A 14,187-nucleotide genomic window follows, 5' to 3' on the forward strand; every position below is an offset into this window, starting at 1 on the left:
AAATAGGTGTTAAAAAATTTGTGAAAAAATTTTCCACATTTTATCTATGTGGAAAATAATTTTAGTTTTGGTTATTAAATCATTCAAAGGCAGCAGTAACATTTTCTATTTCACCGATAACAGTAACTGTATCATTTTCATGTAAGACAGTATCAGCAGTTGGTCTAATTTTCTTTTGTTGGGTTTTAATTAACACGATTGTTATTTCTCATTTGTTTAAATTTAGATCTCGAATTGGTATATTACAAATACTTTTGTTTTTAATTACAGAGTTTCCTAACACAAAACCATCACCGAGTTCTTGTAGATTCTTGCTATATAAAATAAATTTTTCATTTGATGCAATTAATGCAGCACGGATTCCGGCTTCTTGTTCAGGCCGCAAAATTGCACTAACACCAATTTGTCTTAGCACCCTTGCGTGACGACGACTTACAGCGCGAGCGATAATGTTTTTAACTTTTAATTCTAATAAGGCTGCAATGATTTCGATATTATCAGGGACAGCAACAACGATTGTTCCGATTTTTTCTACACCAATTGCTTTTAGCAATTTTGTTTCCGCAGCATCACCTACTATAAGCCTTTGTGCATCATCTTCATAAAGTTTTAACCGTTCTGAGTCGGTATCGATAATTGTAATTTGCTTGCCTAATTTAATTAACTCTTCAACAACGGCCTGTCCGAAGCGACCTAACCCGATAACAGCGATGTCATCGCTTTGTTTAAATTTCATATTTTCTCCTAACCGATTGCTAGATCAGCATCGATGTATTCATAACTGCGATCTTTTGATTTCTTACGTTTTCATACCAACAAGGTTGATGAAACACCGAATTGACCGATAAACATTGTTAATATTAATGCAAGTTTTGAAGCAACATTGAGATCTTTAGTTATTCCAGTGCTTAATCCGGTAGTTCCGAAAGCACTAGAAACTTCAAAAATGATATGCATTGGATCATAATAAGGTTTTGATAAATTTGAACCAGTTTGCATCATATTTGATGTACTGATGTGTCCACCTGAAACATCAAAGGAAGTAAATGTGATTAAAGTGACAAAAAAGACTAAGACAAAAGCTAAAATAAAAGTTTGTGTAGCCATAAAGACGGTTTTTTGTTCAATAGCACGTTTAAACATTCTTACCCGTTTGCGACCCATTAAAACAGAGATGGTAGTCATTAGCAAGACAGCAAAAGTAGTTGTTCGTATTCCACCACCTGTTGATGATGGTGCAGCACCAATAAACATCATAGCTGTTCATATTAAAATTGAACTTGCACTAAAATCTCGTAAATTCACACTTGAAAAACCAGCAGAACGTGTTGAAAAAGTTGTGAATATTATCGCAAAAGTTTTATCAAAATTGTTTCCGTACATATAACCTTGATTAATATAATGTTTTAAATTTTCAAGATTATCCTTACTTGTGTTTAATAAATTGTATATTTTTAATTCCGAATCACTAAGATTATTTGAATTTGTGATATTTAAAAGATGTGAAAATTTTTGGTTATTATTAATTGCAGATAATCAAGTATTGTATTCTTGATAATATGCTCCTGGGATATAAACTTTATTTCAGATAGTATTTTGTGATTTAGATGTTGCTTCAAAGGAAATTGTTAAAATAAAACCTACTAAAAATACTAAAATATAGGAAATAATTGAAACTTTGGTAAATAAACTAAAGCGATGTTTTCCTTGGTATCTACGGATTTTATGTTTTAAATAGCGATGGATATCATATATTGTTGGATAACCTAAGCCACCTATCACAAAAAGGATGATAAATCATATTTGTAATCCAAAATTAAGATAATAAGGCATGATTGAATTACCAGAAATAATGTCAAAACCAGCATTATTGATAGCTGAAATAGTGTGAAAGAAACCAAATCTAAATGAGTGTGCTCAGTTTTTATAAGGATTTATATATTCGCCTTGTGTTTGTAAATATGATTTAATTCCTAATGTTTGTTGTGGTGGAGTGTAATAAAAATAAATCGACATTAAAATACTTGAAATAAGTATGACAATTAATAAAAATTTCAAAGAAGATATAATTAATTTTATAGTTACATTAACATCCGAACTACCGCGTTCATGCTGGAGCAGTTGCACATTTCCAATTGATGTGATTTGTCTACCTAATAAATAATTGAAAATAAAGAATTTTAAGGCAAATATCCCGATTCCACCAAGTAAAATTAAAATAGCAATAATCGCTTGACCAAAATAATTTCAATGTGAAAAAGTATCATAGACAACTAATCCGGTATCTGAAAAAGCACTCGCTGTTGTAAATAAAGCATTGATATAATTATCAAATGAAGTTCAGTTATGATTATATGTCTTTTGAGTAATTGGACTTCAAAGCAGTAAACTAAAAATCAAAACTACAAAAAAATAAACAATTAAAAGATATTTTAATTGCGAAATATTTCTGCGTCAGTTTAAAAATTTTATAAATAACTGGACTAATTTTAAAGACTTAAGGAATTTACGAACCTTAAACCAAAAACTCATGTAACTCCTTAGAGATTATTTATCAGATTGCATAGAACGCATAATTTGTCTAATTTGTGATTCACTAGCAGTGCGTCCCATTTGTTTAAACATTATTCGAATTTGTTTTTCTGTAATAGGTGGATTTTCTTTAAGTTGTTTTTGAAACATTTTTTTTGCAACAATAAATGTTACAACTGCAGCGGCAAAAATAACAAAAATGATAACACCTATCATCATACCAACAAATGCTCCTGTTGACATTTCAACCATTGTTACTCCTTAATAATTAATTATACTTAATTTTTTGATATTCTGAATCATTAAAATCCTTAAGAAAATTAACTATCAAATCACTAGCAGCTAATAAATCAGAAATTGCACAAACCCCGATGGGACTATGTAAGTATCTTTGTGGTAGTGAAATTGTTAACACAGATGCCCCACCTGGAGCAAATTGTAATTCCTTAGCGTCAGTTCCTCCACCAGCAGCAACAAATTTATAAGTAGGAATTTGATATTTATTTGATATTTTTATAAATGCATCAATTAGTTTTGGGTCCATCAAAGTTCCACCATCTTTTACACGGATTGCAGCACCTGCATTTAATTTGGTGCTACCTGGTATAGTTGCATATGTATCATGTGAAGATGTAGTATCAAGAGCAATTGCAATATCTGGGTTAATAATTGAAACTGATGTTCGAGCACCACGGGTTCCAACTTCTTCTTGTACAGTTCCTACTAAATATAAATTTACATCTAAATCACAATTGGCTATCTGTGAGGCAATTTCATCTAAAACTGCTACACCTGCACGATTATCCATTGCTTTTCCACCAATTAAATTTGTATCATTGAACAAAATTGTTTCACCTGATAAATAAACTCTATCCCCTATTTGAACTCCTGCAGCAATTGCTTGTTCTTTTGAATAAAAACCAAAATCTGCATATAAATCATTATTTGTAAGAGCTTGTGAAATTTTTGATGCTTCCATAATATGGATGCTGGTATGCCCGAAAACACCTATATACTCTTGTTTTGATGAAGTGATTAATTTTGCTTTAGTTCCAATAACAACAGAGGCTCAAATTCCGCCTACTGGAGTTAAAAGAAGTTGTCCAGTTTTGGTAAAATCACGAACTAAATATCCTACTTCGTCCATATGAGCAGCAATCATTACTTTTGGAGCATTAGGGCTACTTGCTTTTTTATAAAAAATAATTGAACCAAATTTATCTCTAGATACTTCAAAATTATTACTAATATTTTTACGAAGCAAACTTGCAACAGGTTCTTCGTAACGCGACATTGCATCAGTTTGCATATAAGAAATTAATTTATTTTTAAATTCATTTTGTCTTGGTTCTGTAACATAATAAGATGGTTTATTGCTTTGATCTGACATAATTTCCTTTTGTAATATATTCTACCAAATTTTAAAAAATAGCCCATAATTATTGGACTATTTTTTTAGAAGAAATCAGTAATTTTTGCTCGGATGTTTGTTGTAATTTCTTTTTGTTTTGAATTTGTATAATGCATTTTATTATTATTTAATAAGTTTTGCAAATAATTTCTTTCTTGTTCATTTAACAGATGCATAATTGAAATTAATTTTACATATGCTTCGTTTTTATTGTTTCTTTCTTGAAAGTTTTTATATCATGAAAGTTTGTTTTGCAAACGATTGAAATTTATATTGTGTCTACCGATCTTGTTTTCAAAACGACTTTGACTTCCATAATGAGCATTAAAAAAATTGATAATGCGATACTTTAGCATACTTCAAAAATAGTTAGCAAAAGGGATGTCCTGCTGATTGCGTTTTGTTTTTAACATCTGCAATAGTTCATAATATGCTGCATTTAATATCTCATCAAAACTAAATACATGATCAAAATATACATTTTGGATTTTATGACATACAGCGAATAAAATTTGCTGGTATTGCTTTATAAATGCTTGAATAATCTGATTATTTGTGATGTGTTTTTTGCTTTCATCCAAGTTTAAAAACTCAATAACTTCTGAATCAAGATTTTTGATCTGGAACTTAGTCCTCATTTAATTTACTGATATAATCAAAAAGGATAATACCAGTTGCAACCGAAACATTTAAAGATTGTATGCTTCCGTATTGTTTGATATAAACACTTTGATCGCAGACTGACAAAACACTTTTTGAAACTCCATCTCCTTCATTTCCTACAACTAAAATAGTTGGTTTATTATATTTTATTTGTGTGTGTGGAATTGCCTTAGCATCTATGGTGGTAGCATAAGATCAATACCCAAATTTTTGAAGTTTCAAAATTGTTGCCGAAAGACTAGATACTTTGTAAAAATTGATATTTACAAAACCACCAGATGCAACTTTTAACACGGTAGAATTAATTAAAACACTTTTTTCTTTTGGAATAATAATGTCTTTGATTCCGGCTGCATTAGCAGTTCTAATGATTGCACCAAAATTATGTGGATCTTGTAAATGATCTAAAATTAAAATACATTGTGGTTTGGTTTTAATTATAAGATTTATATCTTTATAATTAAAACCATCTAATATACCAATAAAGCCTTGGTGGTTTTCCTTGGTTATATTATTTAAAAAAGCATTATCCTTTATTTCTGCATTGTTAGTGTTCTTTAAAAATTTAGTGTATTCTGCTTTAGCTAAATATATTTTTTTAAATTTATATTTAGCAGCAATTGCATCGAGCAAGGTGTTTTTCCCACACACTAATAATTCTTTCATATTTTCTTTAAAATTTTTCATAACATTTGTCCATATTTAGACCAATTTTTGTTCTATTAAGGTATTTCTGAGTAAATCTGCATTTTGGTAGTCTTTATTTTGCAGATGTTCTTGTCATTGATGATATATTTTGACATAAGGTAGATAATCAAAATCACAGATATCAAATCTTAAGGTACTAAAAATTTCAGTAAGTAAACTAATATCATTACTTTTTTTATTGATATTAATGTTTTTAATTAAATCATTAATCTTTTTATTAAAATCAGAAAATTTTTGTTGATATAAAAGTCGCATAATATTTTTGTATTTATCTTTATCATAGTTGCTTTTAATATTTTTTAGGTATTTTAAAAAGAAGATTTTCTTAATTTTCTTTAATAAAATTTCGATATTGTTTATTGCATTATCATCGATGTTAATATTTGCTGTAAAAGAATTTAGTAAAAATAATAATTTTAGGTGATCACCTGTATATTTATTCAAAAAGTCTTTTGCTAAAATAAAATTTTGTAATGATTTAGACATCTTTTGTCCTTTTAAATTAATTTGTCCAGTTCGCAATCATTTCTTGGTAATATCATTATCTGTTACTGCAAAATATTGGATATTTTCATTTTCATGATGTGGAAATGTCAAATCCATACCGCCTCCATGGATATCGAGTCCATCATTATTAAAATGTTTATAAACTAAAGCTGCACACTCAGTATGTCAACCTGGCCTACCAATTCCAAAAGATGAATGATATTTTATCCCTTTATCGGTTGTTTTTCATAAAACAAAATCAGCATAAAATCTTTTATGTTCACTAAGATTTTCATCAAAAATCATATGCTCTATTTTTTGTTTTGATACTACGCCATAGTGTGATAAGTTATTTTTTACACTAAAATATAATGAATTTTGTGACGTATATGTATGATTTTTTACTGTCATTTTTTTTATAAAATCTTCAATAATATCCAAATTTTTTGTAACATATTCATATTGATAAACTGTGTCAACTTTTAACTTTTTTAAAATATCTAAATAATAAGTTGCATACTTTGTAGCTATTTCTGATTCGCTGACATTTTCTTGTAAAGCTCTATTAATGATTTTATCATCGATATCAGTTATATTATGTATAAATTTAAAGTCGATATTTAATGCTCTGGCAGCTTTTAAAATAAGATCCATAGTTAATATTGGTCTAAGGTTCCCAATATGCACATCATTATATACAGTAGGCCCACAAACATAAATTTTTAGCATATGATTATTATATAGTTTTTCAAAAGAAGAGAATTAAAGAACAAAAAATATGGAATTTATTCAACAAAAACATCAAAAATAACAATATATAAAACGTTTTGTGAAGATATTCATATATAAGATTTATAATATAAAAGTTATAGGAGTAATATGGAAGTTAATAAAGTGTATCAGATGGATGTTATTGAGTTTTTAAAGAATTTAGAAGATAACTCAGTTGATTTAATCATTGCAGATCCACCTTATAATTTAAATAAAAGCAGTTGAGATAAATTTGAATCTAATCAGGAATATTTTGAATTTATTTATTCTTGATTAGATTTAGCAGTTAAGAAATTAAAAGATACAGCAAGCATATATTTGTTCAATAATTCATATAATTCTGCTTTCATTTTAGTTTATTTAATTAACAAAGGGATGTTATTTAAAAATAATATTATTTGATATAAAAAAGATGGTTTTTCACCAAGTAAGAAAAAATATGTTAATAATCAAGAGACAATTACATTCCTAACAAAATCTAATAAATATACATTCAATTATAATGATATAAGAACTGAATATCTTTCGAAGAAGCGACTTTTGAATGCTAAAAACAAAGGGATAATTAAAAAAGGGAAACGATGAACACCTAATCCGAATGGTAAATTATGTACTGATATTTGAGAAATTCCGTCGGTTAGACATACGAATAAAGTTAACGGCAAGGTTGTGAAGACTAATCATCCAACACCGAAACCGAAAACAATGATTGAAAGAATAATAAAAGCAAGTTCTAATCCGGGTGATCTTGTTTTAGATTTATTTAGTGGTAGTGGTGTTACATCATTTGTAGCAAAAGAATTAAATAGAAATTTCATAGGATGTGAGTTAGATTCAGAATATGTTATGAAAATAAACATAAAATTACTAGATATAAACAAGCAGCAGCAAAAATAATTGTTATAATTTATAACTTATAAGGATTTTATGCAAAAGAATTATCAAGAGATTTATAAACATTTATCTAAATCACAAATACCGTTAGAAGATTTTAAAAAGACAAGGTTATTTAGTTATTTATCTAATTTAGGATACCAGTTATCAAAATTCAAAAATATGAATCAAAAATCATTGTATTATATACACTTTACATCTTTTTGTAATATTTATCAACCTAACAAAATAAGGTTAAGAAATGATTCGTTTTTAGATGATGTGATAAATAAAAAAGATTCTATTTTAGTAGCTGGATACCGTGAAAATAAAGATGTTTACTTAGTTTTTATGAGTAAATCATTTTTTGGTTATAACAAACAAGTATCTGTATCAAATTCATTTATTTTAATGGAATATAGTGATTTAAAAAATAAGATACTACCATTAAATTCGGATGTAATTTTGCCTTATTGAATTAAGAAAAATAAGCAATCAAAAATAAAATATTTATACTATGTAACATCGAATGACTTTGATGAAGAAATTTTTGATAATTTTAAAGAAACAGTTAATAAGATGAATTTTAATCCATATTCTGAAAATATTGAAATTCAAAATTCACTTATAAACAAAGGCCCAAAAATAAACCAAAATGAAGTCTTAAAAATTAGAAGTTTTTGAAATTATAAATGTGCCTTGATAAGCTCAAATTATGACTATAAATGCCCACTTGGTGAAAACATTGATATAGATAAATTAAATAATTACGGTTTATCTTATGTAGATATTCATCATATTGTTCCGAAATGATATTTTATTAAGTATTTTAAGGATAAAGGTGAAATAATTGATTGAAATATGATTCATAGTAGCACAAATTTAATTCCATTGTGTGCTGCTTGTCATACAGGGATTCATAAAGGCTCTTCGAAAGAATCTATTAAAAAAGAACTTAGCTTTAAAATAATTAATTCGCTTTATAACAATTTATTTAATAAAAATATACAAAGTGATTTTGATAGTTTTATTATCAAAAATACTGATATCAAAGAAATAAAAAAATTATTTGAAATTTATACGGATGAATTATGAAGAAATTAACTGTCTGGGATTTATTTGGTGGTGGTCAAAACTCGGTATTTAATGCAATAAATGAAGATAAATATTTAAAAGACAAATTTGAAATATATACATGAGATATTACTGAACCTACTAGAAACAACCATTATAAATTAGATTTAGCATCAGATAATATAGTGCAATTATTTTGAAAATATCCTAGACCTGATATTATCGTTGCTAGTCCATTGTGTCAAAGTTTCAGTTGTGTTTTAGCAATGAAAGGTGGAGGAACTCCTTTTTGAAAGCTAAATGAAACCAAGGATTATGTTTTAGAACGAAGTGTAGAAGAATTTGAAAGATTAAAGGGTGGTTTTACTAAAAATTTAAAGGCAGATGTGCAACTTTTTATCAAACGTCTGGGTGAAAAATGTTTAAATAATACAATTGAATTAATAAAGTTTTATAAACCAAAATATTTTTATATTGAAAATCCTAAACAATCAATGATGTGAAAATATATACAATTTAACCGTAAAGATTTTCACAATGAAAATCATTACTTTAATGAAGCAAGCTATGGAAAATATGGTTTTCTAACAACTAAAGCAACTTATTTTTATAGCAATTTAAAATTAATTTTAAAAAAAGGAAGAATCGATCCACCTTATACGATACAAGAAATTAATGGTGAAAAGTATTATGTATTAAAAGATGATCACAACATTAAACTTAGACGCGATTTGGATAGTAGGATGTTAGGATTGGCTTCATTGAATCGGATGATTAAGGCTCGTAAAGTCAAAAGTGGTATGGGTGCAATGGATTTTGTGCAAAGATATAAAACACCTGTTCAAAAAAATAAAATGGTAAATGAACAAATATGTGAAGCAGGACCCGCTTCTGCCATACCTCATTCATTGATAATAGATATTTTTAATCAAATTTTAAATGATGTAGAAACGAAAGAGTAAGAAATACATTTAAAGGTATTAAAAATAAAAAAATGGAACAAATGTGGAAATAATTTTATTTATAGAATAAAAAAGTGAATTTTATTTGTAAATATTTAATATTTTCAAATACTTTAATTATAATTATTTAGCCTTGTACCCCCAAGGTAAAAAATAATTCTCAAATTGTGTAAAGTTATTCATTTATGTCCTTTTGCTAGTAGCAAATAATATGATGATACAAAAAAACCAAGGAAACTTGGTTTTTTAAAATTTGTTTTGTGGTAAGAAAATGTGTCCATCAATGCTGGTAACATCGGATATTGCTATAAATGCATCGCTATCTATTTTTCGGACATCTTTTATAATTCGATTTACTTGTCTAAACAATGTAATTGATGTAACAACATCTAATAATTCATTTGAATAACCACCTTGTGCTTTAAACAAACTTACACCTGTAACAATTTTACGGTCAACTTTAATGATTTGAGCGATTTCTACTGCTTTTTTGAGTGAGTAAATTTCAACACGGACTAACTTAAATTTTGGATACAACTTATTTAAAACAATGATATAGACAATATTTGTTAAGATTGTTGCAACAAAATTCGGAGATAAATATAATTGAAATGATCACTTTAAGGAGTTTATTTGAGCAAGTTCATGACCAGAAATATTACCTGATTTTGATGCTGCTTCCAAAAGTAGTGAACCAGGCAATCATGAACCAATTAACACACCGATTAAAACAATTATAATGTTAATATTACCTGAAATAGAACCAAATGATTTTTGCTTAGTATTTGCATATCATTCACCAATAATCCCTGTAACTCCAGCAGTTCCACCGATTATCTGAATAATTGCAAAAATTCATGCAAGTAAAAATCCGTATATAATAGCAAAAACAAATAATGCAATAATATTTCCACCATCTTTTCAGGTTAGTGGGATTATCCCGCTTAATGGTTGCTGTCATTCAGAAAGTGATTTTTTAATTTCAGCATTTGAAAAATCACCAATTAAGTAGATTGAACCAATATTATGAATAAATCCTAATCCGAAGGAAACTAATGAAGAAACAACTAAAAAAATTACCGTTAAATTCGTAAATAATTTACCTATTTTTTTATAACCAAAAATAAATATCGGTATGCTTAGGATAATATAAGCTAATCAAAAGACAAATTGATCTAAAAAGTTGCGAATTCCTAGTGTAACACTTCCTTTTGGAAGCAAAACAATTAAAAGTTTTGATAAAGCTTGTCCAAAAGTTGCTAATCCAAAGTTATAAATTCCGACATTTTTAACTAAAAAAACCGAAATAACGCCAAAAAAGACAGCAGCAGCAATTGTAATTAAAACAAGTTTTCAAAAAGGTTTTTGTGAATAAAGCAAACTTAGTTTCAATCCGAAATTTGCCATTTTGGTTCTTTTATAAATGGTATTTTTTTTAACTAAACGAGTTTTTCTTTCGCTGGTTCCTGCTAGAATTTCTCCAATTTCTAATGTAAGTGTTTTTCGTGATATTTTTGAAATTAAACTATTATCATTTTCGGCTTTTTTGGTTTCTTCAAAAATTGGATCACAAATGTTGGTTTCATTTGTTACATTTTCTTTTTGAGTTTCTAACGAATCATTTTTGTTTTCTTGCATCAAACCTCCTTTTACATAGTAAAAAAATAACAAATTCTTGTTAAGTTTTTTATTAGAATAATTATATTCTTTTTAACTAAAAATTAGACATTTATCTAACTCAATTTTAGTTTTATAATTATATCAAATATAGTTTAGATATTAAGTGATAAAGGAATATGATGAGAGAAAAAGATATTTTAATGAAATTAGTAATGCCAAAATATTCAATAACATATAATCGCTTAGGAATTAATATTGGTAAGCATCCTGTAATATTTTTTAAAAATTATCAAGATAATGAATATTATTATGTTTCTGCTCGTAGTGCATCTGATTTTGATAATAAAAAGAGATTTAAATATAATTACGAAGTTGAAATAACTAATTCAAAGATGTTAAATAATAAAGTAAGTTATATTGATACAACACAAATTTTTCATATAAATAAACAAGATCTATATAAAGTTTTTGATAAAGATTCAGTAATATTTTTAAATACAAATTATTTTGATATTAATGATATCAAAAGTATTTATAATAAAATTTATCAAAACTTAACTAAAAATCCACCTTATGTTTCACTTAGTTATATAAATATCAACAAAAATAAAATTCATACACAAACTAAATATTCACATAAAGAGTTTTTATGAAGAAATTATTCTGAATTACAAATAAAACCAGATGGATATAAATATCTTAATTCTGCTAAATGACAAATAAACAAAATTCTAAATAATAACAATTATCCAGATACTATTTTAGAACTTGATGATTTAGCTGGTGGAATATACACAACATATACTGAAATAATTCAAAAACATCATTTATTTGAAAAGTTTAAATCTTTTTTAAAAAAGGATTATCCACAATTTCTTGAAGATAAAAAACTTGATTTTAACAAATATTCACCAAGGCAACTTGAACAAATTTATTTAGGTTTACAAGCATCAGTTGATGTTGATAAATATTTGGATTCAAAATGAGAATACGATCAAATGCAGCAAATTAGAATAGGTTTACAAGCAAAAATTGATATAAAAGACTATTATGATAATAATTTAGATGGATTAAAGATGCAGCAAATAAGAGAATGTATTTTTAATGAACTAGATATAAAGAATAAATATAAAAATTATTGAGCAGATTCTGAAAATGATAGTAATTATGATATTAATAAAGCAGATATCAATGTAAAGGACATATTTAATGAAAATTTTGATGACAAAATAAATATCGTTTTTAATGATATTCTCAATTCTAATATATCTTCATTAAATGAAGATGCGAAAGAGACTAAGAATGAAATAAATGTTAAAATTGTTAAAAATATAGATAAAGAAAGTAAATCAGATAATGATGAAAATTCAGATGTTGATAATAAACAAGAGAATGACTTAGTTATTGAAGAAGATAGCGGTATAGTTATGTAAGTTTTAAATTTCAATTGAAAATATTTCCTTAAAATAGATAAAAAAATAATAAATTCACTAAATCTTATATATAAAATTTTGATATAATAATAATATCGTGTATATAAAATAATTCGATATATTTATATAAATAAATGGAGTAAAATGAAAATCAAAAAGAAATTAATATCGCTTTTACTAATTTCATCTAGTGTCACAGCAGTAGCGACAACTGCAGTTGTTGCTTCTTATATTTCGGTAAAGAATGTTCCAACTAAAACTCAATCAATGCATATGTCATTAGCACCATTAAAATATTTTGATGGTGATAATGAAGTTAAAACAAATGAATCAGATAAGAAAACCGATTCAGATAATAAAAATTCATCAAAACAGGAAACAAAAGAGTTACAAGAAGCAAAAGATGGATACAAACAACTTATAGCGTCAATTTTAACTAACGAAAATAGCATTTTCACTGATAAATCTTTTAGTCAATATAAAAAAATAGTAGATGATGAGAAGAAAATTCTTGATGAAAAACTTGACAAAAAAGAAATTACTGTTTTTGATGTAAGACTAGCAAATTCAAAAATTATTCATTATAAGTATCAATTAGTGATAAATGATGCAAAATTAGATGATGTTTATAAAATCATAACAGATTTAACAACAAAAATAAAAAATGATGGTGCCGCAGAAGTTCAAGCAGAAATTGATAAAAAAGTAGCAGACTTTAAAAAATCTTATGCAGATGCAAAAGATAATAATCAAAAAACAGAACAATTAACTAAATTAACTGAAATTTTCCTTGATGCAACATTGATTCAACCTGCTATTAAAGATCTTAACACCACTAATATTAATTCACTTAAATTAGAAATTGAAAACACCTGAAAAGAAAATGCATTTTTCACTGTGGATTCATTTAAACAGTTTTCAGATGAAAAAACAAAACTTATAAATCAACTGCAAGATTTATTAACTAATGGTACATCAATTACACAAGCGCAAGAAGATCAAGTTAATTCAGATTTAAAAAATTCAATTAATAAGTTAGTTATAGAATCATCTAAATTATCAGATGCAGAGAATAAATTAAAAGAACTTATAAGCAAGTTACCTAATGAAAAAGATAAAAATACCAAAAAATCAGTTCAAGATGTTGCAAATGAAAAATTAGCAGAAATCAATAATGCTAAAACAGGTGAAACATTACCATCTGATAAATTACAAGATTTATCTACATTGTTTATAAATGTCTGAAGTCAAATAAATAACCAAGAACTGATACAAAACTTTAAAGAGAAATTAAATCGTGAAATTAAAAAAATAAGCGACAACGATGAAGTCCAAGTTCTTTCAAATGAAGTGCAAAAAGCAGCAACAATAGAAGATCTTAAAAAGGTACAACTAAAGATAACCGAAAAAATAGCAACTCAAAAAGAAGTGATTGAAGAACCAGAATCTAAATCTACTACAGCAGCTATAATTATTACATCGATTGTAATTGGTATTCTAGCAGTTGTTGGAGTTGTTATTTCATGAATTGCTGCTCCTCGCAAAGAAAAGAATAAAGATTCAAAAGCACAAGAGCAAGAACAAAAAGCAGAAAATTAATTTCTGTTTTTTGATATTTAATTAGTTAACTGATTTTATAAATTATAAGAATATA

General features: G+C 26.6%; 13 protein-coding genes. 5 read left to right on the forward strand and 8 right to left on the reverse strand.

The window, feature by feature from the left end:
* Positions 1-61: 61 nt before the first annotated feature.
* The 7 genes from ACXYRQ_RS00385 to ACXYRQ_RS00415 all read right to left on the reverse strand — a co-directional run bounded on the left by ACXYRQ_RS00385 (position 62) and on the right by ACXYRQ_RS00415 (position 6,529).
* On the reverse strand, positions 62-736 hold the full coding sequence (locus ACXYRQ_RS00385) for a potassium channel family protein (RefSeq protein WP_435130478.1): 675 nt from the start codon (positions 734-736) through the stop codon (positions 62-64).
* Positions 737-744: 8 nt separating this feature from the next.
* A complete protein-coding gene (locus ACXYRQ_RS00390; protein ID WP_458597348.1) occupies positions 745-2,532 on the reverse strand; it encodes a potassium transporter TrkG in 1,788 nt (595 codons plus the stop codon).
* Between the two features lie 15 nt (positions 2,533-2,547).
* Positions 2,548-2,784, reverse strand: coding sequence for a YneF family protein (locus ACXYRQ_RS00395; protein WP_458597349.1), 237 nt, complete (start codon positions 2,782-2,784; stop codon positions 2,548-2,550).
* Between the two features lie 16 nt (positions 2,785-2,800).
* A complete protein-coding gene (locus ACXYRQ_RS00400; protein ID WP_458597350.1) occupies positions 2,801-3,922 on the reverse strand; it encodes a zinc-binding metallopeptidase family protein in 1,122 nt (373 codons plus the stop codon).
* 65 nt (positions 3,923-3,987) lie between these two features.
* Positions 3,988-4,581, reverse strand: a complete 594-nt coding sequence (locus ACXYRQ_RS00405) for a hypothetical protein (RefSeq protein WP_458614446.1) — start codon at positions 4,579-4,581, stop codon at positions 3,988-3,990.
* Positions 4,571-5,293 carry a 23S rRNA (guanosine(2251)-2'-O)-methyltransferase RlmB gene (gene rlmB / locus ACXYRQ_RS00410; RefSeq protein ID WP_458614447.1) on the reverse strand — a complete coding sequence of 241 codons (723 nt, stop codon included), beginning with the start codon at positions 5,291-5,293 and terminating at the stop codon, positions 4,571-4,573. The genes ACXYRQ_RS00405 and rlmB overlap by 11 nt, the downstream gene beginning before the upstream one ends.
* Positions 5,294-5,308: 15 nt before the next feature.
* Entirely contained in the window at positions 5,309-6,529 is a 1,221-nt protein-coding gene (locus ACXYRQ_RS00415) for a class I tRNA ligase family protein (RefSeq protein WP_458614144.1), read from the reverse strand.
* Between the two features lie 150 nt (positions 6,530-6,679).
* On the opposite strand from ACXYRQ_RS00415, the gene ACXYRQ_RS00420 reads away from it, so the two are divergent.
* Genes ACXYRQ_RS00420 through ACXYRQ_RS00430 form a run of 3 tightly spaced genes read left to right on the forward strand, consistent with a single transcriptional unit; the run spans position 6,680 to position 9,480 of the window.
* Complete coding sequence (locus ACXYRQ_RS00420; RefSeq protein WP_458614448.1) at positions 6,680-7,468, forward strand: DNA-methyltransferase; 789 nt, start codon at positions 6,680-6,682, stop codon at positions 7,466-7,468.
* A 30-nt stretch (positions 7,469-7,498) separates the two neighbouring features.
* A complete protein-coding gene (locus ACXYRQ_RS00425) occupies positions 7,499-8,548 on the forward strand; it encodes a hypothetical protein (RefSeq protein WP_458597355.1) in 1,050 nt (349 codons plus the stop codon).
* Positions 8,536-9,480, forward strand: coding sequence for a hypothetical protein (locus ACXYRQ_RS00430; RefSeq protein ID WP_458614449.1), 945 nt, complete (start codon positions 8,536-8,538; stop codon positions 9,478-9,480). The genes ACXYRQ_RS00425 and ACXYRQ_RS00430 overlap by 13 nt, the downstream gene beginning before the upstream one ends.
* Before the next feature lie 246 nt (positions 9,481-9,726).
* Here ACXYRQ_RS00430 and ACXYRQ_RS00435 read toward each other — a convergent pair whose 3' ends face one another.
* A complete protein-coding gene (locus ACXYRQ_RS00435) occupies positions 9,727-11,118 on the reverse strand; it encodes a DUF2179 domain-containing protein (RefSeq protein WP_458614450.1) in 1,392 nt (463 codons plus the stop codon).
* A gap of 161 nt (positions 11,119-11,279) precedes the next feature.
* Here ACXYRQ_RS00435 and ACXYRQ_RS00440 point away from each other — a divergent pair, with 161 nt between their 5' ends.
* Positions 11,280-12,533 carry an Mbov_0400 family ICE element protein gene (locus ACXYRQ_RS00440; RefSeq protein ID WP_458614451.1) on the forward strand — a complete coding sequence of 418 codons (1,254 nt, stop codon included), beginning with the start codon at positions 11,280-11,282 and terminating at the stop codon, positions 12,531-12,533.
* 144 nt (positions 12,534-12,677) lie between these two features.
* Positions 12,678-14,132: a hypothetical protein gene (locus ACXYRQ_RS00445; protein ID WP_458597360.1), complete on the forward strand. Its 1,455-nt coding sequence runs from the start codon at positions 12,678-12,680 to the stop codon at positions 14,130-14,132.
* Positions 14,133-14,187: the final 55 nt, after the last annotated feature.

The organism is Mycoplasma sp. 394 (assembly GCF_054353895.1).